The following is a 23,355-nucleotide window of genomic DNA, read 5'->3' as shown; positions in this document are numbered from 1 at the left end:
TTTCCTCACGCTTTTTATGCTGTATAGACCCATCAGGATTCTGGCGGTACCGACATATGACGGTATTTAACCAGAATGTCATTATCAACTTGTTTCTTATCCTGCAAATCCCACAATCCGCGATCGATGCCGTCATTAATCAGGAAGATAACGCCCGTTTCAATCGCTGACATCAGACAAAGCATAACCGGTTCGTTAGAGGTGTAACCAATTTCACCTTCCAACAGACGCTGGTAGTCAATAAAGCGGAACACCCCAGCCTGTACTTCATAAGACAGAATGGTTTTACTGGTATTCACTGACGACAGGATCTCACCGGTGCTGACGTTAACTACGCGCAGGTTTACCGCTATCTGGTCGAGCTGGTATTGCGTATCGGCGCCAATACCAAAATAACGTGCACCGACACCACCGGATTTAACGTTGCTTTCATAACCGATAATTGACCCTTCCACCATGACGTTTGCCGCGGTCAGGGACTGTAGCGGGATCCGGTTATTAATCGCAACCGTACCGTTTTCCTGAGCTGCACGAATGATTTTGCGTTCGTTAAGCAAGTTCTGTAACCCCTGACGTTCCAGTGGGACGAACCAACGAGAATCTTTCAATGCGGTGACAAGCATAGCCGTGGCGCTTTGCGGGACGGCGGTTGAGAAGTTACTTGCCGGGTAAGGTTTAAATTGGCCAGTCTCATCCTGAATGTTGTATACCGACACAAAGATCTTACCTGTAGGCATAGGCAGATGCGTCAAGTCTTTATAGCTTTGGGCTCGGGGCATTAATGTCGGCTTAGCGGCTTCTTGAGGCGGGGCTGTTAAACATCCGCTGAGTAAAATTACTGCCACCATGATAAGTAAACGCTGCATGATTATTTCCTTTCGTGGCTATAACTTAGAAGTCGGTCGACTGTGTTTGTAAACCCGACACTTCAATAGTCGAAGTTTTCCCCGATTTCCTGTCGGTGACATTCAATTGCAGTTGTCCGTCCCGGTTGGCGATATCAATGATAAAATCATTGGTCACCATTCTTCCTGGTTTACCGGTATTAATGTTGGTGAGTAGGCCACCGAGAATTTGTGACTGAATCGCCTGAGTAAAGTTATCCAGAGCTGACGGGGTTTCAATACCGTAATCGTCATAGCTTGGATCTTTATATGAGTTCTGGGCCTGGGCGCTGTTCAACAGAAAAGCACCATTATTCGGGTTGCCACCAAAGTTTGGGTTGCGAAACTGGAACGTCATGTTTCCGGCCCAACTTAATGGTGAAATTAGCATGAGCAAAACCACTGCATGTTTAACACGCATGAAAGCCTCCGGACAAAATCATGTTTTAGAATTCATCACGCGCTAAATCGCTAGTGCTTAATAGTGTTTGATCTATTTGCCGGCGATTTAATGCTTCTTCAGTTTCTGCCAATGCGAAGACAACTATTTTGTCGAAGTCTCTTTTCGTTGGGAATAAAAAAGTCTGGAAGATAACGTCTTGATTGACCGTTATGGTGATCCAACTTCCCCAACGCGCACTGGGTCTTTCATTAATGGTTAAGTTTCCTGTGTACTCGCTTTCCCACTTATCACTAAAGGCCCGATAAAAATCATGACCGATTGAAGAGACAGTGTGGTCAGTTAACAGTCCGGGAACCTCCACCTCTACGGTTGTCGCTGCGTGCAGACTCCCGGCAGCAAAGAATAAATTTGCTGCCACAATCCAGGTCAAATAGCGTTTCATGGCTTTATCGCCTGAGGTTATCATTGGCCCATGAGACCGCCTGCGTACGATTTTTGACAGCTATCTTTTTGAAAAGATTATAAAGATGTGTTTTTACCGTATTTTCACTGATAAACAGTGAGCGAGCGATTTCAATATTTGAGGCGCCGATACGCAATTTATTAAGGATCTCTTTTTCACGGTGCGTCAGCAGTGCCGACTCCGTGCTGTTATAACGATAATTTCCAGAGTGCGTGATCAGATAACTGGCAAGTTTTTGCGTGAAGTAACATTCACCGCGCAAGATACCCTGCAAGCCGCTTACAACACGCTGCTCGTCTTCAGTTGCGTAAAAAACACCATTGATATGCGGCCAGTTTTCGATATCCCGATAAGGGTAATCATCAGGAGTATTCAACAATAACGTCTTTATATTGTTGTTTTTTCTACTCAAATTATCTTGCCAGTAATGGATCAGTTTTTTATCTGCCTCCATCATATCCAGTAAAACAATGCAGCTGGAGGATATATCATCCAGAGAACGTTGAATATTATGTAGTTTTCCGGTGAGTGCCAGTGATTGTTTTAAATGCTGTAATAATGCAGTTGCCTGCAAAGAAGGTTTTGTGATCAACAATAATGTATGACCATGAATACTATGGACTTCATTAAACATGATGAAACTCCACTTTTTAGTCGCACACCTGACAGCTGTCTCTACTAAAATAGAGGCACCAGAAGTACTGACAGATGTTGCACTGCTGTGTAGATATAAAATATCGACCCAAAGGGGTGAAAATATTAAAACAAATGGACTTCAACTGATTTCAATCTAGCTATTACAAATCTTAAAGCAAGTTTTAAACATGTAACAACTTGTAAAATTATATATTAAAATGTGATTTTATGGTTTTATTAGAGTTTAGATTTGATAGGAAAGTTGTACATTTTACCTTTGCTGCATAGATTTAAAAAATCATACAAATTATAGTAACGCATTGATTTTAAGTCATTTAATTAATAATTGTTGAGTTTTAAATTTCTAATGAATTCTAAAATCCTTGTCTCAATTTACGTTGGTCAATTTTAGATGGAAAAAAATGACCTTTGTCACGACTTGTACCGATGTCTATCTCGACGTTGTACTGAGAGGCCCTGATATCGTGCAAAATGCACTTTCTCAGTGACTGCATAGAAATTCATTACTGATAGCAAAATAAAAATAAAATCCAGACCTGAAGCGATGTTATTCACTGTTAATTAGTACTTTGGTGTGAATCCGGATATAAAAATACCACTCGCGGGTGAGTTATTTAAAATGTTTCCACGGACATACTCTTCATCGTAACGTGGCGTTAACAAATGTAAGTCATGTTAACAACAATTTGAGTGGTAATTAATTTAACTTCAAGTACGACCAGGTCCAGGGTGACAACATGAAAAACAAGTTGTTATTTATGATGTTTACAATACTGGGTGTGCCTGGGATTGCATCCGCAACCAGTTATGATTTAGCTAATTCAGAATATAACTTTGCGGTAAATGAATTAAGTAAGTCTTCATTTAATCAGGCAGCCATTATTGGTCAGGTTGGTACTGCTAATAGTGCAAATACTCGCCAGGAGGGCACTAAGTTATTGTCGGTCATTTCGCAAGAAGGTTCAGGTAACCGGGCGAAAACAGAACAGACGGGATCAAATAACTTTGCATATATTGATCAAACGGGTAGCTCTAATGATGCGAGTATTAAACAAAGCTCTTACGGTAATACGGCGATGATTATCCAGAAAGGCTCTGGTAATAAAGCCAATATTACCCAGTACGGTACACAAAAAACAGCAGTTGTGGTGCAGAGACAGTCGCAAATGGCAATTCGCGTTACTCAACGCTAATCCATAAACGACGTTTAAATCAATCCGATGGGGGTTTACCATGAAACTTTTAAAAGTGGCAGCATTCGCAGCAATCGTAGTTTCTGGCAGTGCTCTGGCAGGTGTTGTTCCGCAATGGGGCGGTAATCATCATGGTGGCGGTAGCAACTATGGCCCAGACTCTTCAATGAGTATTTACCAATTTGGCTCTAGTAACGTTGCGAATGCGCTGCAAAGTGATGCACGTAAATCAGACGTGACTATCACACAACACGGACATGGTAACGGTGCGACCGTCGGCCAAGGTGCTGATGACAGTACCATTAGCCTGAAACAGACCGGCTTCCAGAACAGTGCTGATATCAATCAGTGGAATGCAAAAAATGCTGATATCAGCGTAACTCAGTTCGGTGGTCGTAACGGTGCTGTGGTTAATCAGACAGCGTCTGACTCCAATGTGCTGATTCAGCAGGTTGGTTATGGCAACAATGCTACAGCTAACCAGCACTAATTCAGTTTTCTGACTGATAATAAACAGGGCGAAAGCCCTGTTTTTTTTCGGGAGAATATTATGCACACGCTATTACTCATTGCCGCGTTGGCAAATCAAATAACATTCAATACAACTCAGCAAGGTGACATGTACACCATTATTCCTCAGGTGACATTAGCTCAACCGTGCGTATGTGAAGTGCAAGTTCTTGCCGTACGTAAAGGAAAGGGCGGACAAAGTCAGTCACAGCAGAAAACAAGCCTTTCGGTCCCTGCTAATCGGCCAATTGAATTAACAAAAATGAGCTTTAATATTTCACCGGAGGATTCGGTTAAAATTATCGTTACCGTTTCTGACGGGCAGTCTCTGCATCTGTCGCAACAATGGCCTGACTCAAACAGTCACCCATAATTTTTTGCCGGATTTGCATTAAGGGTGTGGCTGGGAGTGCGGTGCTGTTCTATGAATATAGAAACGAACAAACGTTTTATTTGATCGTAACTCGCAGCGGTGAAGGATCATTGTGATCCCTCAAGGATGATTAATCATTGAGGAACCCTTATGTGTACATTCTTAAAGCGTATTTTAAATACCGGTTTGTGGGCTTTTTCTCTTTTAACCCTCCCCGCAATGGCGACGCAAATCTTACCCGGCGGGGTTATTCATTTTCATGGTGCAATAGTTGAAGCACCTTGCGACGTTAACACTCGACAACAACAGATTGAATTGTCATGTATGCGTGATGGCACGATGAGTAATAGTCTCTACGACCTGCAACAGGTCACGACAGCGCCTCAGAGTGTGCAACAAATTGCCACGGTGAAAATGCATTACCTCAATGAACAGAAAAGCATGGCTATTCTGAATATTGAATATAAATGAATCATTCTGGCGTAGGTATGCACGCTTATGGCTAAAAAATGAGATTTCAAGGAAAACCCTGCTGTACACTTAACGGAGAGTGTTTTGTCAGGGGGAACTTATGCAATCGCGTGTTCATGTGTTACAGGGCGACATTACGACGATCGCGGTAGATGTGATCGTCAATGCGGCCAACTCCTCGTTACTGGGAGGAGGTGGAGTCGATGGCGCGATTCATCGTGCTGCCGGGCCTGCGTTGTTGGAGGCCTGCAAACAGGTTATACAACAGCAGGGAGAATGCCCTACCGGGCATGCCGTTATCACGCTGGCTGGCGCGCTTCCGGCAAAAGCAGTTATTCACACCGTAGGGCCCGTCTGGCAAGGCGGTGATCACCACGAGGCTGAACGACTTGAAGAGGCCTATCTAAATACATTGCAACTGGCCTTAGCCAATGGTTATCAATCCATTGCTTTTCCAGCGATAAGCACCGGTGCTTATGGTTACCCACGCGCTGCAGCAGCAGAGATCGCGGTGAAAACGGTGTTGAAATTTATCACCCGGCGTACGCTTCCCGATCAAATATACTTCGTGTGCTTTGATGAAGAAAACGCTCGACTATACAAGAGATTACTTACCCAACAAGGCGATGAACGCACGGACTGATATGACACGACTTGAGCGTGCCATCACGCCGCTATGCGTAAACCACCCGGGAGAATGCGGCATTCTGACGTTGGATGACAGCCTGGATGCGTTTGCTGCTCGCTATCGGTTGACGGAAATGGCGGAACGAACCCTGGATGTTCAGTATTACATCTGGGAAAGCGACATGTCCGGGCTATTGTTATTTAATGAGATGGTCACTCCCTCCTTCCCGGTACTATGCTGAGGACAGGCTTTCATTCGGAGAACTATCATGGAAAACATTGCGCTCATTGGTATCGATCTGGGTAAAAACTCTTTCCATATTCATTGCCAGGATCGTCGCGGGAAGGCTGTTTACCGTAAAAAATTTACCCGGCCAAAGTTGATCGAATTTTTGGCGACATGCCCCGCTACAACCATCGCAATGGAAGCCTGTGGCGGTTCTCACTTTATGGCACGCAAGTTGGAAGAGTTGGGGCATTCCCCAAAGCTGATATCACCACAATTTGTCCGCCCGTTCGTTAAAAGCAATAAAAACGACTTTGTCGACGCCGAAGCTATTTGTGAAGCTGCATCGCGTCCGTCTATGCGTTTTGTGCAGCCCAGAACGGAATCTCAGCAGGCAATGCGGGCTCTGCATCGTGTCCGTGAATCCCTGGTTCAGGATAAGGTAAAAACAACCAATCAAATGCATGCTTTTCTGCTGGAATTTGGCATTAGCGTTCCCCGAGGAGCTGCCGTTATTAGCCGACTGAGTACCATTCTTGAGGATAATAGTTTGCCTCTTTACCTCAGCCAGTTATTGCTGAAATTACAACAGCATTATCACTATCTTGTTGAGCAGATTAAAGATTTGGAATCCCAGTTGAAACGAAAGTTGGACGAAGATGAGGTTGGACAGCGCTTGCTGAGCATTCCCTGCGTCGGAACACTGACAGCGAGTACTATTTCAACTGAGATTGGCGACGGGAAGCAGTACGCCAGCAGCCGTGACTTTGCGGCGGCAACAGGGCTTGTACCTCGGCAGTACAGCACGGGAGGTAGGACGACATTGCTGGGAATTAGTAAGCGAGGTAATAAAAAGATCCGAACTTTGTTGGTTCAATGTGCCAGGGTATTCATACAAAAACTGGAACACCAGTCTGGCAAATTGGCCGATTGGGTCAGGGATTTACTGTGCCGGAAAAGCAACTTTGTCGTCACTTGTGCTCTGGCAAACAAGCTGGCCAGAATAGCCTGGGCCCTAACGGCACGACAGCAAACTTATGTAGCATAACGGCAGAAATACACCGGTTTAAAGAATTACTGATCTGGTTTTGCGAATACTGATATTGATGATACTAACGGCCCACCGGCCTGTTGAGGAACCTGTAAAACGGAAAGGCTCATTGAAGCCGTATATTTTCTGGAGGTTCATCAGGCGCGGAACTCATCAAGGCGCGGGAATAAAATCCCATTCAGACGCCGGATAGATTCAAGCAAGCCAACTTGTCGTCAAAATCGGTGTTGCAAAAACGGGAGTGACCATAGATTCCGTTTTGCTGACCGCAGCGAAGCGGGGCGTCCGGGTGCGTTTGTTGCTGGATGATAACAACACGCCAGGTCTGGATGACACGCTGCGTTTGCTGGACAATCACCCTAATATTGAAGTTCGCCTGTTTAATCCCTTTTCCTTTCGCATCCTGCGTGCCCTGGGCTATTTAACCGATTTTGCCCGGTTGAATCGGCGTATGCACAACAAAAGTTATACCGCTGACGGCGTCGTAACTCTTGTGGGGGGGCGAAATATAGGCGATGCCTATTTTGGCGCAGGCGAACAACCACTGTTTTCCGATCTGGACGTTATGGCTATTGGGCCGGTTGTCCAGGATGTTGCAGACGACTTTGAGCGTTACTGGCACTGCCGCTCGGTTTCAACATTGCAAAACGTACTTGAGGTGGCAGAACCTGCTTCTACGCAAAAAATCGAACTTCCTGAATCCTGGTATAATGATGACATCACGCGTCGCTATCTACATAAGCTGGAAACCAGCCAGTTTGTGACCCATCTCGATCAGAGGTCGCTGCCGCTAATTTGGGCGAAAACGCGCTTACTGAGTGATGATCCTGCAAAAGGAGAGGGGAAAGCGCCGCGCCACTCACTATTACCGCAGCGTTTGTTTGACGTGATGGGATCTCCCACCGAGCGTATTGATATTATTTCCGCCTACTTTGTACCCACTCGCGCCGGTGTGGCGCAGCTCCTGAGACTGGTGAGAAAAGGCGTTAAGATCGCAATTTTAACTAATTCTCTGGCGGCGAATGATGTTGCAGTCGTTCACGCGGGCTATGCGCGTTGGCGAAAAAAACTCCTGCGCTACGGCGTGGAGTTATACGAGCTCAAACCGACCCGCGATCGCGTTTCAGCAGTACACGACCGGGGATTAACCGGTAATTCAGGCTCCAGCCTGCATGCGAAAACCTTCAGTATTGACGGTCGTAAAGTGTTTATCGGCTCGCTTAATTTTGATCCCCGTTCAACGCTACTCAATACGGAAATGGGGTTTGTGATTGAGAGTGAAGTACTGGCTGAGTTGATTCATAAACGTTTTATGCAAAGTCAGCGTGATATGGCCTGGCAACTACGTCTTGACCGTTGGGGCAGAATTAACTGGGTTGATCGGCTTTCTGGCAGCGAACAGGTACTGAAAAAAGAACCCGCTACAGGATTCTGGAAGCGGGTTCTGGTGAGGCTTGCATCCGTGTTGCCCATTGAATGGCTGCTCTGAACCATTCAATGCAAGAAAACTAACCGGCAACCGCCTTGTTTTTATCCTGCTTAATCGGCGGTTTACCCGAAAAGAGAAACTTCAGCACCGGGATCCGTAAATGGATTTCGTACAGTATGACCGCAATTCCAACCACAAAAAGAAGGCCGCAGAGAAAACCCAGCAGATTCGACTTGATGTGCGGTGTGATATACGCGCCAAAAAACAGCGTTAACGGGTGGTGCACCAAATAGATGAACAGCGACGCGTTGACAAAATAGGTCACGCGAGCCGACTGGAAATTCAGTAAACGGTGGCCAAGCGAAAAGACGACGTTTACCATCCATAGCCCCATGACCATGGTAATGACATATTCGGTTTCATACATCCAGGCATCGCCGTTGCCGTAACGTTGATTGAGCAGGTATGCGACAAATGCGAATGCGGCGCCTAGCGTGCAGCCGCGCGATGGCGTGGTAAACAGTGCTTTCAGATTAGGATTGATAAACGCCAGCGCGCCGAGCATAAAGAAAGGCACATAGAACAGCGTTTGCATAACGATAAAATTAAACATGCCGTCGCTGAGAATCGAAGGGTAGAGGATGAAAATCGTTCTTCTGACGACGGCATAGCCGACACCCAACAATATAAAAATCAACGTTAATTTGGTCATCGACACCCCCGATGCAGGGGTACCGTCTCCACGCGATAGTCTGTTTTTCATTTGGGTAAACACCCACATACTCAGGGTCGTTAACACCACCAGAACCAGTAAAAACCACAGATGGGAAATCAGCTCCCAGGCCAGCGCATTGTATTTGTCGTAGCCGCTGAGGGTATGCCAGCTGTCTGCTTTCCCTTTCACGTATTGCAGCATGATAAATTGCGGCAGCGTAAGCAGCGGAATCGCGGTCAGCATAGGGATCCCCACGCGTTCTACACGCACCTTCCACCAGCGCTTTAACGGATAGCGCAAAAAAAGCATGTAGGAAAAATAACCTGAAATGACAAAGAAGACCTGCATGCGAAATGCATGGATAAAGTCGTTAAAAAGGGTTAACCACCACGAAGGTTCTGCGCTGTTCACGTGCCAGGTGTGGGTGGAGTAGATCAATGAAATATGGAATGGGATCCCTAACAACATTAGCCAGGCACGGATGGAGTCAAGAAAATATTCACGTGGTGGTGATACAGAGCTCATAGACAGTTACGTATTCTCAGACTTTTCGTCTTATCCCTAAGACGAATAATGGTTACATTCGAGGGCAACCCTACACGAAGTCCAACAACCTGTCTCCAGGATAAGCACGCAAAGTGAAAACAGGCAGATGAACCTGCTTAAACCATGAGCCAGCGCGCGAACAATACAGGGATTCAGTTGTCGGAGTACCCGATTATCCATTAAAATGGATCGGATCAATATAAGCACACAAAGGGGGAAGTGCTTACTAATTATGAAACATAAACTACAAATGATGAAAATGCGTTGGTTGGGTGCAGCAGTCATGTTAACGCTGTACACATCATCGAGCTGGGCGTTCAGTATTGATGATGTTGCAAAACAAGCTCAATCCTTAGCCGGGAAAGGCTATGAGGCGCCAAAAAGTAACTTGCCCTCCGTTTTCCGCGACATGAAATATGCGGATTATCAACAGATCCAGTTCAATCGCGATAAAGCGTACTGGAGCAATCTCAAGACCCCATTTAAGCTCGAGTTCTACCACCAGGGTATGTACTTCGACACACCGGTCAAAATCAACGAAGTTACCGCCACGGCGGTGAAAAGAATCAAATACAGCCCGGATTATTTTAATTTTGGCGATGTTCAGCATGATAAAGACACGGTAAAAGATCTCGGCTTCGCCGGGTTCAAAGTGCTGTATCCGATCAACAGCAAAGATAAAAACGATGAAATCGTCAGCATGCTCGGTGCCAGCTATTTTCGCGTTCTGGGCGCAGGTCAGGTCTACGGCCTGTCAGCGCGTGGCCTCGCGATTGATACCGCTCTGCCTTCTGGTGAAGAATTTCCCCGCTTCCGTGAGTTTTGGATCGAGCGTCCGAAACCGACTGATAAACGTTTAACCATTTATGCTTTGTTGGATTCTCCGCGTGCAACCGGAGCGTATCGTTTTGTCATTATTCCAGGCCGTGACACTGTCGTTGATGTTCAGTCCAAAGTTTACCTACGCGACAAAGTGGGCAAACTGGGCGTGGCACCGTTAACCAGTATGTTCCTGTTTGGACCGAACCAGCCGTCTCCGGCGACAAACTATCGTCCGGAACTGCATGATTCTAACGGTTTGTCTATCCATGCCGGCAACGGGGAGTGGATTTGGCGTCCGCTGAATAACCCGAAACATCTCGCGGTGAGCAGCTTCGCTATGGAAAACCCGCAAGGATTCGGACTGTTGCAGCGTGGCCGTCAGTTCTCGCGTTTTGAAGATATCGACGATCGTTACGATCTGCGCCCAAGCGCCTGGATCACGCCAAAAGGTGACTGGGGTAAAGGTAAGATTGAGTTAGTTGAAATCCCAACTAACGATGAAACGAACGATAACATCGTTGCGTACTGGACGCCGGATCAACTGCCTGAAGCGGGCAAAGAGATGAACTTCAAGTACACTCTGACGTTCACGCGTGATGAAGACAAGCTTCATGCGCCGGAAAGCGCCTGGGTACAGCAGACTCGTCGTTCTACCGGTGATGTAAAACAGTCCAACCTGATTCGTCAGCCTGACGGTACCATCGCGTTTGTGGTGGACTTTACCGGCACAGATATGAAAAAGCTGCCGCAGGATACCCCGGTTACCGCACAAACCAGTATTGGCGACAACGGCGAAATCGTTGAAAGCACTGTGCGCTATAACCCGGTATCTAAAGGTTGGCGTTTGATGCTGCGCGTGAAAGTGAAAGACGTGAAGAAAACCACTGAAATGCGTGCTGCCTTGGTCAATGCCGATCAGACGCTGAGTGAAACCTGGAGCTACCAGTTACCTGCCAATGAATAAGACAACTGAGTATATTGACGCATTGCCGCTTTCGGATATCGAGAAAGCGGCACTGCCGAAAACTGACATCCGCGCCGTTCATCAGGCGCTGGATGCCGAGCATCGTACTTACTCGCGCGAAGATGATTCACCGCAGGGGTCTGTGAAAGCTCGCCTTGAGCAAGCATGGCCGGATTCTTTGGCTAAAGAGCAGTTGGTTAAGGACGATGAGGGCCGCGATCAGCTGCAGGCGATGCCAAAAGCAACGCGTACCTCTATGTTCCCCGATCCCTGGCGTACCAACCCGGTTGGCCGTTTTTGGGATCGCTTGCGTGGGCGCGATGTGACGCCTCGTTATCTTTCGCGTTTGACGAAAGAAGAACAAGAAAGCGAGCAAAAATGGCGTACCGTAGGCACCATCCGCCGCTATACGCTGTTGATTCTAACGCTGGCGCAAACGGTCGTAGCAACCTGGTATATGAAGACGATCCTCCCGTATCAGGGTTGGGCATTCATTAATCCGATAGACATGATGGGGCAGGATTTATGGGTCTCCTTTATGCAATTGCTGCCCTACATGCTCCAGACCGGCATTCTTATTTTGTTTGCTGTGCTTTTCTGTTGGGTGTCTGCGGGATTCTGGACCGCGCTGATGGGCTTCCTGCAACTGCTGATTGGGCGAGATAAGTACAGTATCTCGGCCTCAACGGTTGGGGATGAACCGCTGAATCCTGAACACCGTACCGCGCTGATTATGCCTATCTGTAACGAAGACGTTGACCGCGTATTTGCGGGACTGCGCGCTACGTGGGAATCGGTCAAAGCAACGGGCAACGCCGAACATTTCGATGTTTATATCCTGAGTGACAGCTACAACCCTGATATCTGCGTAGCAGAACAAAAAGCGTGGATGGAGCTGATTGCTGAGGTGCAGGGCGAAGGGCAGATTTTCTACCGCCGTCGTCGTCGTCGCGTGAAGCGTAAAAGCGGCAACATTGATGACTTCTGTCGTCGCTGGGGAAATCAGTACAGCTACATGGTGGTGCTGGACGCTGACTCAGTGATGAGCGGTGACTGTCTGAGCGGCCTGGTGCGTCTGATGGAAGCGAATCCGAATGCCGGGATTATCCAGTCTTCACCGAAGGCTTCCGGTATGGATACGCTGTATGCGCGCTGCCAGCAGTTTGCGACCCGTGTTTATGGACCGCTGTTTACCGCCGGGCTTCACTTCTGGCAGTTAGGGGAGTCACACTACTGGGGTCACAACGCCATTATCCGTGTGAAGCCGTTTATCGAGCACTGTGCGCTCGCGCCGTTACCGGGCGAAGGCTCGTTTGCGGGATCAATCCTCTCCCATGACTTCGTGGAAGCGGCATTGATGCGTCGTGCTGGCTGGGGTGTGTGGATTGCTTACGATCTGCCGGGCTCTTATGAAGAACTGCCGCCGAACCTGCTGGATGAACTCAAGCGTGACCGCCGCTGGTGCCACGGCAACCTGATGAACTTCCGTTTGTTCCTTGTGAAAGGGATGCACCCGGTTCACCGTGCGGTATTCCTGACCGGTGTAATGTCCTATCTGTCTGCGCCGCTTTGGTTTATGTTCCTCGCGCTCTCTACCGCATTGCAGGTGGTGCATGCGTTGACGGAGCCGCAGTACTTCCTGCAACCGCGTCAGCTGTTCCCGGTTTGGCCGCAGTGGCGTCCTGAACTGGCGATCGCGCTGTTTGCTTCAACGATGGTGCTGCTGTTCCTGCCGAAGCTGCTGAGTATTTTGCTCATCTGGTGTAAAGGGACGAAAGAGTACGGCGGGTTTATCCGCGTCACGCTGTCGCTACTGTTGGAAGTTCTGTTCTCCGTGCTGCTGGCGCCGGTGCGTATGCTGTTCCACACCGTCTTCGTCGTGAGTGCCTTCCTCGGTTGGGAAGTTGTCTGGAATTCGCCGCAGCGTGATGACGATTCGACCCCGTGGGGTGAAGCGTTTATGCGTCACGGTTCCCAGTTACTGTTGGGGCTGGTGTGGGCTGTGGGTATGGCCTGGCTCGATCTGCGTTTCCTGTTCTGGCTGGCACCGATAGTCTTCTCGCTGATCCTGTCGCCGTTTGTTTCTGTGATTTCCAGCCGTTCCACGGTGGGGTTACGTACCAAGCGCTGGAAGCTGTTCCTGATCCCGGAAGAGTATTCTCCGCCGCAGGTGCTGGTGGATACCGATACCTATCTGGTGATGAACCGTAAACGCACGCTGGACGATGGCTTTATGCATGCGGTGTTTAATCCGTCGTTTAACGCACTGGCCACGGCCATGGCGACTGCACGCCACCGCGCCAGCAACGTGCTGGAGATTGCACGCGATCGTCATGTGGAACAGGCACTGAACGAAACGCCGGAGAAACTGAATCGCGATCGCCGCCTGGTGTTGTTGAGCGATCCGGTGACCATGGCGCGTTTACATTACCGTGTCTGGAATTCACCTGATAAGTATTCTTCGTGGGTGAACTACTATCAGGGACTGACACTGAACCCGCTGGCGCTCAGGAAAAAATAAGCGTTCTGTAACATGAAAATACCGGCCTGGTGCCGGTATTTTTTTATATTGAATAGAATGAGTCGTGAGGTAGCCGGTGCGAATTTTGGCTGTAGGAATAATGATCTTCTTCCTGAGCGGATGCGGCAGCATTATTAGTCGTACCATCCCAGGGCAAGGACACGGAAACCAATACTATCCTGGCGTGCAATGGGATGTTAGGGACTCCGCATGGCGCTACGTCACTATCCTCGATCTGCCATTTTCGCTGGTGTTTGATACGTTGCTGCTGCCGCTCGACATACATCATGGACCTTACGAGTAATTATCGCTCATCCCATTCATCGGCTGCGGTCTGCCCCTCTTCAGTATCAAGGGGAGGTTCCAGCTGGAATTCACCTTCATCCCATTCGTGAAGCGTATTTTCTTCCTGCCACTCCTGGCGGATTTCAATTTCATCATAGTCGCCATCAAAAACGCTCTGGGCCGCTTCTCCGCTCAGGATTGGAAGACATTCACCATCTACATCATCCTCGTCAGCAAAGAATTCCGCCTGCCACATAACGTCGCCATCCTGTAGCACGTATTTTTGGACGCTTAGCTGTTGAACGCTGACGTCGTCTGACTCAAGGTCAGGGTTATCAGCCAGAAACACTTCACGAGCTGCATCAATAGCCTCTTCCAACGTGGCATAAAAATTCATGTCATTCTTTGCCATATTTCTTCTCCTAAAGCGAACAATAAAGGGGATGATTCAATCTATAGACGGCGATCCGCAGAGCGTCAAACCCGTTAGCTGCATGGCTCTCTCAATCAGATGATTACTGCCTGCAATGCCTACGAGACCAAGTGAAAGTAACTCCGGTTGTTTATGAAAAAATTTACATTGGCAGATACTGAAGCCGACGTAATATCAGGAAAAAAATTCAAGAAAAAAGAGTAATGTATGTGGTTTGCAATGTAGTAATGAAAATCGAAAAATTAAAAAATGACGTTATATAAGGAAATCTTCAGGGTTAAACGTTCTTTTTTATGTGTTTTAGCGGGGGGATCCGATCGCTTATGACGCAATATTTCATAACTTAATAAAAATAAAGAAGAAAATTAATGCCCAATACGGAAGTGTCGCAGGGGCAATCAATGAAAGTGGCTAAACTTAGTGGTGTCTCTGGTAGTGACAAAGTATCTTTTGTGTATGGGGGGTGTGAATGATACTTAAATAGTATACATAATAAAATATTATTAATGACAAAGGTTATAAATCTATAAGAAACCATTAAATAAGAAATGAATTAGTGTCATTGAATCTGTGCAGATATAATAGTTTGCAAAATCTTATGCTTTATTATATAAAATGCAAAATTAAGAAAGCCCTGAAGGTTGTTATGGATAACGGCAATTCAAATAATAGAAGGTTAATGGCTTTCTATATAATCTGTTTGGCTAGCTATGTTCTTGGTGGAGTGTGTCTTACACAATTTAAATTAACGATACAAAGTGTCCCGCAAACAGTATATCTGATTATAATTGTAGGGTTGTTCTTTTTATATGGGATAATCTTCCTGTTTATGTTATTCCAGTATCTTTGTAGAAAAGATCTCACCTGCCTTATGATATTAGGTATGGCGTTTCTTGGGAATAACATATTTTTCATCGAGACTATCTACATCGTTCAGGACTTGATTAATGATTATGCCTCAATCGAAAAAAGAACTAACGATATAGCCATATTCTATTACTTTCGGCAGATTAGTTTCATAGCTCTACTATTTGTTTCATTAAAATCTTATAAAGTATCCTCGACAGTTATTGAAACCAAAGAAAGAGAACCTTGCTATATCGTTCTGTCTTTTTTAATCATGCTTGTTATCGCGGTGGTGGCGCACGCTCTGGCCAGTTATAACCCTAATTTTACACTCGAGATCACAAGCGTAAAGCCTGATAATGTCACTGTGCACTGGCATATTGGGTACATTTATTCGCTAATTGTATCCTGGGGACTGGTCCTGTTGTATTTAATCATTAAAACCAGAACGCATAACATCTTGTGGAAAAGTATAGGGCTACTGTGTTGCTCAGCAATATTGACCAATGTACTACTTCTGAGCCTGGATGAATATAGCATGTATATTTGGTATGTTAGCCGGGGGATTGAGGTGATAAGTGCCCTGTGTATAATCTCAATACTGATGTACAACACCTTCATCATCTTAAAAAAAGAAACGGATTCAGCTATTAAAGACGCAATGACTAAAATATATAATCGTAAACTATTCTATAAGTCATTAAAATCATCATTAGCAAAAGGCGCAGTGTGTGTAATGGTTCTGGATATTGATAAATTCAAACGGATTAACGATACCTACGGTCATCAGGAAGGTGACAGAGTAATAATCAGCATTGTCGATATTATCAATAAATCAATCAGAGATACGGATATTTTTGCCAGAGTAGGCGGCGAAGAATTTGCGATCCTTCTTAAGTGTAACGATAAAGATGAGGCAATTGTTGTTGCAGAGCGAATTAGGCGAAATGTAGAGAACGGTACGACAATACCAAATTCATATGAGTTAAAAGAAAAAATGACGATAAGTATCGGTGTATATTGCAGCAAAATTGATGATGAATCAGCGGATAAAGTTGTTTCATACGCCGATGCCGCTTTGTATGAAGCCAAAAATTCTGGCAGAAATAAGGTGTGTTACTATTATCATTAAGGTTGAAATATACGCCGTGTAAGATAAATTTATTATTCCGAACCGGCGAATACAAATACACAAATCATCCCACGACCTCTGTACTCCGACGACGGCGCAGGCTATTCCACGAGTACAGGGCGTTAAATAGTACGACGCCCGCGGTCACACAGAAAACGGCTCGAAAACCGTAGTTTGCGGATATCGCTGCCCCCATTAGAGGTCCTGTTACGTTACCGATATCGCGAAATGATTGGTTATAACTGAAAATACGTCCAGCTATTTGATTGGTCGAGTTGTAAACCAGCAGCGTTTGTACCGCCGGGAGCAGAGCGCCGTCGGCCGCACCCAATAAAAAGCGCAGAACACCAAGCTGCCAGGGCGTATGGACAAATGACATTGGAATAAGCAGTAACACAGAAACGATCAGCGCGACGATCAGGATCTTCTCCGGGCCAATTCGATCGCCTAATTTGCCAAGTTTCGGGGCGCTGATTAATGCCGCAACGCCGGGGACAGAGGCTATCATCCCACTGATAAATGCAATATTGCTGACGTTGCCAGCCAACTCTCGAACGTACAGGGTCAGTATTGGCGCGATAGAACCGGTGGCGACCTGAATGATCAAAGTGGTGATAAACAGGCTCAGCACCAGTTTGGGGTTCTTTAAAGAGGCCACGACTTCACGAATGTGCAGCATTTCCTTCTTGCTCACCGGCTGGAAACGCTCGCGGATAAAAAATAGCGTCAGGATGAAGCAGACCAGCAGCACGCTGGCGGTGATGAAAAATACAGGGCGTAATCCGTACTGATCCGCGAGCAGCCCGCCAGCTAGCGGCCCGAGCAGTGCGCCACTAACGCCACCGGTTGAAAGCGTTCCCAGTGCCCAGCCGCTTTTATTGCGTGGAACCTGGGTGGCGATCAGTGCATTCGCATTGGGGATGAATCCACCAAGCAGCCCTAACAAGGCGCGCAGGATTAAGAACTGCCAGATATTTTGCGCCAGTCCCATCAGCAGCATCACAATTGCCATGCCCAACGCGGAACGCAGTAGCATGATTTTTCGTCCTTTGCGATCGGCAAGGCCACCCCAGAAAGGAGAGGCAATGGCTGAAAAGAGAAAGGTGATGCTGAAGACCAGGCCTGACCACATATTCAGGGCGCTATGACCCGTGACGCCGAGACTCTCGACGTAAAGAGGCAAAAAGGGCATGACCAGGCTAAATGCTGCTCCGGTTAAAAAACAACCTAACCAGGCAACGGTGAGGTTGCGTTTCCAGTTTATGGGGGCATCTGAGGGTGACATAGCGATCCGCAGTGTGATGCGCTGTTTGCGCTATCGATTGAATATAAGTAAGCAGGCTAATTATGCGCCTGGTTGATAGTTGCTGCAATGCGGATAGCAGTTAAACCTAAAACGGGGTGGGAGGGTGTTGCAGCCCACTGGACTGCAACACTGCGTCAGTACAGAGAAGGGGAGCCTTCAGGACGCGTCTTGAAGCGACGATGCAGCCACATATACTGCTCTGGTGCCATCATTATGCATTGCTCAACAATTTTGTTCATCCACGCGGCAGTGGTTTCTGCGTCGTCCAACGGTGGTGAGCATTCTGGAGGCAACATAATCAATTGATACCCTTTACCGTCAGGTTTGCGGCGGGGAACAAACGGTACCAGGCAGGCATTGGACATACGCGAAAGCATCCAGGTTCCTGAGGTTGTTGCGGCTTGTTCAACGGCAAAAAGTGGTACAAACACGCTGGCGCGAGGGCCGTAATCATGATCCGGCGCGTACCAGACCACTTCGCCCTTTTTCAAGGCTTTAATCATCCCTTTCAGGTCTTTACGATCGAGCATTGATTTATTCGAGCGCATGCGGCCCCAGGTTTGTAGCCAGTCCAGCAGCGGATTGTCGTTAGGGCGATACACACCAATACCCGGCTCCTGCAAGCCAAACTGGCGCGCACCCAGTTCCAGAGTCAGAAAGTGCAGACCCACTAACAGAATCCCGCGTTTTTGCGCCTGAACGTCACGGATATGTTCCATTCCGATCACTTCCGTCCAGCGCGAAATACGCTTATCGGACCAAAACCAGGCCATCCCGGTTTCCATTACGCCCATGCCTACGGATTCGAAGTTCTTGACGACCATCTGCTGGCGTTCCTGCTCACTCATCTGCGGGAAGCACAGTTCCAGATTTCGGGAAACAATTTTTGCCCGACGTTTCATCAAACGTAGCGCCAGTCGACCTAACGCACAGCCCAACTTAAAGAGGATGGGGTAGGGTAACTGCACGATTAACCAAAGGATGCCAATACCCAGCCAGGTTAACCAATAACGTGGATGCAGTAACGCAGCCGAAAACTTGGGTAAATTCGTCATGTCTATCCTGTCTTCAAACGACCAATTCCCTGTATTGTCGCATTTTTTCGCGCGTATCAAAAATTTGTGACGGGAGAACGGTGATTAATTCCGCAATTGTTGTTGCGATTTTATCGTGAAGTATGAAATGTAGCGTAAAATGTGTGGATGTAAATTGGCGATGTTTGCTTTATTATGCCGCCGATTTTCATTTATTCCTTATTTGCAGGATACGTACACCATGCCAGTGTTACACAACCGCATTTCGAACGACGCCCTCAAAGCCAAAATGCTGGCCGAGACCGAGCCGCGCACGACGATCTCATTCTATAAATATTTCACCATTGCCAATCCTCAGCACACGCGTGATGCGCTGTACCAGATGTTCACCGCATTGAACGTCTTCGGGCGAGTATATCTTGCCCATGAAGGAATTAACGCGCAAATCAGCGTACCGCAAAGCAACGTCGAGGCATTTCGCCAGCAGCTCTATGCGTTTGATGCTGCATTGAAGGATTTACGTCTGAATATTGCGCTGGATGATGACGGTAAATCGTTCTGGGTACTGCGTATGAAAGTCCGCGAACGTATCGTGGCGGATGGTATTGACGATCCAGACTTTGACGCCAGCAACGTGGGGGATTATCTCAAGGCTGCAGAAGTAAACGCCATGCTGGACGATCCTGAAGCGGTATTCATTGATATGCGCAACCACTATGAATATGAGGTGGGTCATTTCGAGAATGCGCTGGAGATACCGGCAGACACGTTCCGCGACCAGTTGCCGAAAGCTGTTGAAATGATGCAGGCGCATAAAGATAAAAAAATCGTGATGTACTGCACGGGTGGGATCCGCTGTGAGAAAGCCAGCGCCTGGATGAAACACAATGGATTTAGCAAAGTCTGGCACATTGAGGGCGGTATTATTGAGTATGCCCGCAAGGCGCGTGAACAGGGGCTTCCGGTACGTTTTGTCGGTAAAAACTTTGTCTTTGATGAGCGTATGGGCGAAAGGATCTCTGAAGATGTTATCGCACATTGCCATCAGTGCGGCACGGCGTGCGATAGCCATACTAATTGCAAAAATGATGGCTGCCATCTGTTGTTTATTCAGTGCCCGGCTTGTGCGCAGAAATATAAAGGCTGCTGTAGCGAGCTGTGTAGCGAAGAGAGTGAGTTGCCGGAAGAGGAACAACGGCGTCGTCGTGCGGGGCGTGAAAATGGCAATAAAATCTTCAATAAATCACGCGGTCACCTGAATACCAAACTGGGTATTCCAGACCCTGCGCAATAACATGATGCCGGATGAGGGGCAGAACCTCATCCGGTAATTCATGCGTTACTTCTGCTGAACACCTTCCACTGAGATGATCAAATCGACTTCCTGCGATGCAGGGCCGAGATCGGTGGTGATGTTGAAATCCTTCAGCTTAATCTTACCTTGCGCTTCAAAACCAGCGCGCGTACCGCCCCAGGGATCGCCACCCTGACCGATGAGCTTCGCGTCCAGCGTAACCGGTTTGGTAACGCCGTTCAGGGTCAAATTACCGGTGATATCCAGGTCATTCCCCTCTTTTTTCACGCTGGTGGAGCTGAAGGTCGCCTGCGGGAATTTTGCCACGTTAAGGAAATCTGCACTGCGCAGATGCTTGTCGCGTTCGGCGTGATTAGTGTCAACGCTGTTGGTGTTGATGGTTACGTTAACCTTATCGGCTGCGGGATTTTTCTCATCAAAGGTAAACGTACCGTCGAAATCTTTGAAAGTGCCGTACAGCCAGCTGTAACCCAGATGCTGAATACGGAAATTAACAAAGGCATGCTGTCCTTCCTTGTCAATTTTGTAATCTGCCGCCACGGCCGACCCGGTGGTGAATAACACAGAAGCGAGTGTAAGTCCCAGCAGGTTTTTTTTCATTTTAAGCTCCATAGTCAGATGACGATTTTCCCAACATGCGATTGAGGGTATCGTCGTTATCAATAAAGTGATGTTTCAGGGCCATCAGTCCGTGTAGTAGGGATAAAATCACCACGATCCACGCAAGCCACAGGTGCAAGCTACCGGCGAGGTCGGCCTGGGTACCCGCATTGGCCAGGGTGGCAGGAATGTCAAACCATCCAAAGACGCTTATCGCTTTGCCATCTGCGGTGGAAATCAGATATCCGCTGATGAAAATCGAAAAGAGCAGCAAATAAAGTGCGAGGTGACCCAGTGCCGCTGCGATACGGGTCAAACGGGAGTAGCTTGCCAACGCAGCAGGTGGAGGGGAGAACAACCGCCAGACAACGCGGATAACCAGTCCCATCATGAGTAGGATGCCGATGCTTTTATGCAGTTCGGGGGCCTGGTGATACCAGCCATCATAGTAGCTAAGCGTGACCATCCATAATCCCAACGCAAACATGCCATATACAGCAATCGCAACCAGCCAATGTAATGTGGCTGACACTACGCCATAGCGCTGTGGAGTATTATTGAATTGCATAAGCACACCGATTGATATTTCAGAAGTGAATGAAAATGGCGTGTAAAAGACATTAATGCAACTAATAAATAACAATGGTGATGATATTTATTTTTTGTTCAATAAAATTGACTGATTGTTGAGGTAACCATCAAGGGATTAGTGCGAAAATATGTGGCGGGGTTTAGTTTATGGGGTGTTATGGTTTTTGTTATTGTTCAGTTTATTGCAATGAAAATTAAGCTAATCTCAATTTTTGTCAATTATTGTCAACGCACAGGAATTAGAAAAACATAATATATATTACATCCATAATGGCCAGCAGCGACCATAAAATAATGTAGAGCATAAGGTGCTCGCGAATATTATTAACCAGATAGTGAAAGATACGACGCATTGACGTTATTCCTGTCATTAAAAATGGCCTCACCAACGAGGCCATTCATTTATTATCACTTAAAACGGCTTAGCCTGAATGGGGTCAGGTCAAAGTCAGACGGTTTGTCCTGAGCGAAGTCTGCCGCAATCTCTCCCAGTACAGAAGCAAACTTAAAGCCATGTCCGCTCAGCCCGGTAATGATCAGCGTATTGTCATGTTCCGGCAGAGTATCAATTATAAAGTCCTCATCCGGTGAATTATCGTAAGTGCAGGATGCGCCGTGCAGGCAACAGCCAACGCCAGGCAGAATTGTGCGCAGGAATGGGAAGGCTTCAGAACCGTCGCTGGCTACAGCGGCAAATGGCTTACGCTCTTCTGCAGAGTGAATTACCTGTCCGCCATTGTGCTTACCAATTTTCAGCTCGTCGTTTTCAGCCGGGAAACCGTAGTATTGATCGCCATTTGGCAGTTCGCCGGTGAAGGCCGGGAAGTTATTCTTAACGCTGTAGCGCCCATCGGCCTGATACCAGGCGAACACTTTGCGCACAGGTTGTATCGGTAGTTCAGGGACTAAAGCCTGCACCCAGGTACCGGCGCTGATCACTGCTTTCTTCGCGTGGTAGTCACCGTCAGCCGTTTCTACCGTGATGCCATCATCACCGTGATGAATTGCGCTGACCGGGCATTTAAACAGTTGCGCACAGCCTGCTTCTTCCGCCAGACGGATCCAGGTTTTAATTGCTAACTCACTGCGTAAAAAACCGGACTCCGCTTCAAACAGACCGATATAGTTGTCAGGTACGCGAATTTCCGGCCAGCGAGCCATGATGGCCGCTGCATCTAATTGTTCAACGTTAAGTTGCCACTGTTTTGCGCTTTGCGCTGCAGTTGCTAAGAAGGTTGACTCTGCCGGACCGAGGTTGATAACTCCGGAGCGAACAAAAATCGGTTCTTCATTATGGGTGGACAGTTCATCCCACAATGTTTGCGCACGTAGCACCAGCGGAACGTATTTTTCGCCTTCGCCATAAGCATGACGAATTAATCGAGTATCACCGTGGTGGCTGCCCTGTTGATGTGGTGGCATATGCGCATCGATCATCAGAACCTTCAGACCGGCACGAGTGGCATAGTATCCAGCTGCGGCGCCTACCGAACCGCTGCCAATAATGATTAAGTCGTATTTCATCCGCTTCTCTCTGCAATCGCGATAGTAGAAGGGTAAATAACTGACCTGGAATATTCAACCTGGAAATAAGAAAGGCACCGCTAAGGTGCCTTTTGATGGTTGGATGTATCAGGTTTAATGTCGCTGATACTCATTTACCTGGTAATCGCCAGATTCAATTTTGGCGATTCCTGCTTCTAATATCGAAATAAATTGCCTGGCAACATCAGTGGTTAACCAGAGCGTTTGACCAACTTCAGTCCCATCCGGGTCAGGGCGATTCGGGGTTTGGTAGTGCAAACGCAGCATCAGCGCATCGTAGCTATCAACGGTGCTGATGTCCCACCCTACAAGCGGATGAGTCTGAATGACTTCATTATTCTTTTCCATCATGCCCCCTAATTCGTGTTACTAGACAACGGTTTTCGAGGTTCAATGCGTTTTTTTCTGAAGCA

The 23,355-nt window shown here is 47.3% G+C and carries 24 protein-coding genes and 2 pseudogenes; 13 read left to right on the top strand and 13 right to left on the bottom strand.

What is annotated here, in order from left to right:
• Positions 1-32: 32 nt before the first annotated feature.
• Genes csgG through csgD form a run of 4 tightly spaced genes read right to left on the bottom strand, consistent with a single transcriptional unit; the run spans position 33 to position 2,384 of the window.
• Positions 33-866 (bottom strand): curli production assembly/transport protein CsgG, encoded by an 834-nt coding sequence (gene csgG, locus IB222_RS14415; protein WP_003036082.1) that lies wholly within the window; start codon positions 864-866, stop codon positions 33-35.
• A 25-nt stretch (positions 867-891) separates the two neighbouring features.
• Positions 892-1,305, bottom strand: coding sequence for a curli production assembly/transport protein CsgF (gene csgF, locus IB222_RS14410; protein WP_003832089.1), 414 nt, complete (start codon positions 1,303-1,305; stop codon positions 892-894).
• Between the two features lie 25 nt (positions 1,306-1,330).
• A complete protein-coding gene (csgE, locus tag IB222_RS14405) occupies positions 1,331-1,729 on the bottom strand; it encodes a curli production assembly/transport protein CsgE (RefSeq protein WP_003832091.1) in 399 nt (132 codons plus the stop codon).
• Positions 1,730-1,733: 4 nt separating this feature from the next.
• On the bottom strand, positions 1,734-2,384 hold the full coding sequence (gene csgD / locus IB222_RS14400) for a biofilm master transcriptional regulator CsgD (protein WP_003832092.1): 651 nt from the start codon (positions 2,382-2,384) through the stop codon (positions 1,734-1,736).
• Between the two features lie 760 nt (positions 2,385-3,144).
• On the opposite strand from csgD, the gene csgB reads away from it, so the two are divergent.
• From csgB to IB222_RS14360, 8 genes and pseudogenes are all read left to right on the top strand, one after another.
• Positions 3,145-3,600 (top strand): curli minor subunit CsgB, encoded by a 456-nt coding sequence (gene csgB / locus IB222_RS14395; protein ID WP_003832095.1) that lies wholly within the window; start codon positions 3,145-3,147, stop codon positions 3,598-3,600.
• 40 nt (positions 3,601-3,640) lie between these two features.
• On the top strand, positions 3,641-4,090 hold the full coding sequence (gene csgA, locus IB222_RS14390) for a curli major subunit CsgA (protein ID WP_008784338.1): 450 nt from the start codon (positions 3,641-3,643) through the stop codon (positions 4,088-4,090).
• Positions 4,091-4,150: 60 nt separating this feature from the next.
• A complete protein-coding gene (gene csgC, locus IB222_RS14385; protein WP_020996502.1) occupies positions 4,151-4,483 on the top strand; it encodes a curli assembly chaperone CsgC in 333 nt (110 codons plus the stop codon).
• Positions 4,484-4,633: 150 nt separating this feature from the next.
• Positions 4,634-4,954 carry a type 1 fimbrial protein gene (locus IB222_RS14380; RefSeq protein WP_126318520.1) on the top strand — a complete coding sequence of 107 codons (321 nt, stop codon included), beginning with the start codon at positions 4,634-4,636 and terminating at the stop codon, positions 4,952-4,954.
• 100 nt (positions 4,955-5,054) lie between these two features.
• The gene (gene ymdB, locus IB222_RS14375) at positions 5,055-5,597 is read left to right on the top strand and encodes an O-acetyl-ADP-ribose deacetylase (protein ID WP_003832103.1); all 543 of its coding nucleotides are present in this window, start codon (positions 5,055-5,057) and stop codon (positions 5,595-5,597) included.
• A pseudogene (locus IB222_RS14370) lies at positions 5,530-5,796 on the top strand (phospholipase D family protein); the annotation flags it as partial. The gene ymdB and the pseudogene IB222_RS14370, both read left to right, overlap by 68 nt.
• A 54-nt stretch (positions 5,797-5,850) precedes the next feature.
• Positions 5,851-6,855 (top strand): IS110-like element IS4321 family transposase, encoded by a 1,005-nt coding sequence (locus IB222_RS14365; RefSeq protein ID WP_000427623.1) that lies wholly within the window; start codon positions 5,851-5,853, stop codon positions 6,853-6,855.
• 262 nt (positions 6,856-7,117) lie between these two features.
• Positions 7,118-8,347 (top strand): annotated as a pseudogene (locus IB222_RS14360) (phospholipase D family protein); the annotation flags it as partial.
• 19 nt (positions 8,348-8,366) lie between these two features.
• On the opposite strand, the gene mdoC reads toward IB222_RS14360, so the two are convergent.
• Positions 8,367-9,527, bottom strand: a complete 1,161-nt coding sequence (gene mdoC / locus IB222_RS14355; RefSeq protein ID WP_063941873.1) for a glucans biosynthesis protein MdoC — start codon at positions 9,525-9,527, stop codon at positions 8,367-8,369.
• Positions 9,528-9,798: 271 nt separating this feature from the next.
• Between mdoC and mdoG the strand changes: the two genes are divergently transcribed.
• The 3 genes from mdoG (at position 9,799) to IB222_RS14340 (ending at position 14,159) form a co-directional block, all read left to right on the top strand.
• Complete coding sequence (mdoG, locus tag IB222_RS14350; RefSeq protein WP_103014639.1) at positions 9,799-11,334, top strand: glucans biosynthesis protein MdoG; 1,536 nt, start codon at positions 9,799-9,801, stop codon at positions 11,332-11,334.
• Complete coding sequence (mdoH, locus tag IB222_RS14345; protein WP_149281717.1) at positions 11,327-13,855, top strand: glucans biosynthesis glucosyltransferase MdoH; 2,529 nt, start codon at positions 11,327-11,329, stop codon at positions 13,853-13,855. The genes mdoG and mdoH overlap by 8 nt, the downstream gene beginning before the upstream one ends.
• Positions 13,856-13,931: 76 nt before the next feature.
• Complete coding sequence (locus IB222_RS14340; RefSeq protein ID WP_003832117.1) at positions 13,932-14,159, top strand: YceK/YidQ family lipoprotein; 228 nt, start codon at positions 13,932-13,934, stop codon at positions 14,157-14,159.
• On the opposite strand, the gene IB222_RS14335 is transcribed toward IB222_RS14340, so the two are convergent.
• The gene (locus IB222_RS14335) at positions 14,160-14,537 is read right to left on the bottom strand and encodes a MysB family protein (protein WP_126319843.1); all 378 of its coding nucleotides are present in this window, start codon (positions 14,535-14,537) and stop codon (positions 14,160-14,162) included.
• Positions 14,538-15,219: 682 nt separating this feature from the next.
• Here IB222_RS14335 and IB222_RS14330 point away from each other — a divergent pair.
• Positions 15,220-16,551, top strand: a complete 1,332-nt coding sequence (locus IB222_RS14330) for a sensor domain-containing diguanylate cyclase (RefSeq protein WP_126318515.1) — start codon at positions 15,220-15,222, stop codon at positions 16,549-16,551.
• A gap of 64 nt (positions 16,552-16,615) precedes the next feature.
• On the opposite strand, the gene mdtG is transcribed toward IB222_RS14330, so the two are convergent.
• On the bottom strand, positions 16,616-17,836 hold the full coding sequence (mdtG, locus tag IB222_RS14325) for a multidrug efflux MFS transporter MdtG (RefSeq protein WP_032942948.1): 1,221 nt from the start codon (positions 17,834-17,836) through the stop codon (positions 16,616-16,618).
• A gap of 155 nt (positions 17,837-17,991) precedes the next feature.
• Positions 17,992-18,912 (bottom strand): Kdo(2)-lipid IV(A) acyltransferase, encoded by a 921-nt coding sequence (locus IB222_RS14320; protein WP_003036136.1) that lies wholly within the window; start codon positions 18,910-18,912, stop codon positions 17,992-17,994.
• A 220-nt stretch (positions 18,913-19,132) separates the two neighbouring features.
• Here IB222_RS14320 and IB222_RS14315 point away from each other — a divergent pair, with 220 nt between their 5' ends.
• Positions 19,133-20,185, top strand: a complete 1,053-nt coding sequence (locus IB222_RS14315) for a rhodanese-related sulfurtransferase (protein ID WP_003832128.1) — start codon at positions 19,133-19,135, stop codon at positions 20,183-20,185.
• A 45-nt stretch (positions 20,186-20,230) separates the two neighbouring features.
• On the opposite strand, the gene IB222_RS14310 is transcribed toward IB222_RS14315, so the two are convergent.
• The 5 genes from IB222_RS14310 to bssS form a co-directional block, all read right to left on the bottom strand.
• Entirely contained in the window at positions 20,231-20,806 is a 576-nt protein-coding gene (locus tag IB222_RS14310; protein ID WP_126318510.1) for a YceI family protein, read from the bottom strand.
• A 1-nt stretch (position 20,807) separates the two neighbouring features.
• Positions 20,808-21,374 (bottom strand): cytochrome b, encoded by a 567-nt coding sequence (locus IB222_RS14305; RefSeq protein ID WP_148362131.1) that lies wholly within the window; start codon positions 21,372-21,374, stop codon positions 20,808-20,810.
• Between the two features lie 262 nt (positions 21,375-21,636).
• The gene (locus tag IB222_RS14300) at positions 21,637-21,750 is read right to left on the bottom strand and encodes a YceO family protein (RefSeq protein ID WP_003036148.1); all 114 of its coding nucleotides are present in this window, start codon (positions 21,748-21,750) and stop codon (positions 21,637-21,639) included.
• 55 nt (positions 21,751-21,805) lie between these two features.
• Positions 21,806-22,921 carry an N-methyl-L-tryptophan oxidase gene (gene solA / locus IB222_RS14295; protein WP_003832138.1) on the bottom strand — a complete coding sequence of 372 codons (1,116 nt, stop codon included), beginning with the start codon at positions 22,919-22,921 and terminating at the stop codon, positions 21,806-21,808.
• A 114-nt stretch (positions 22,922-23,035) separates the two neighbouring features.
• Positions 23,036-23,290, bottom strand: a complete 255-nt coding sequence (gene bssS / locus IB222_RS14290) for a biofilm formation regulator BssS (protein ID WP_003036154.1) — start codon at positions 23,288-23,290, stop codon at positions 23,036-23,038.
• Positions 23,291-23,355 lie beyond the last annotated feature (65 nt).

The sequence above is a fragment of the Citrobacter sp. C13 genome, from assembly GCF_014596815.2.
GTDB classification, from domain to species: Bacteria; Pseudomonadota; Gammaproteobacteria; order Enterobacterales; family Enterobacteriaceae; genus Citrobacter; species Citrobacter portucalensis.
The sequence above is the reverse complement of the archived record's forward strand: the minus strand, read 5'-3'. Positions and strand labels throughout refer to the sequence as shown.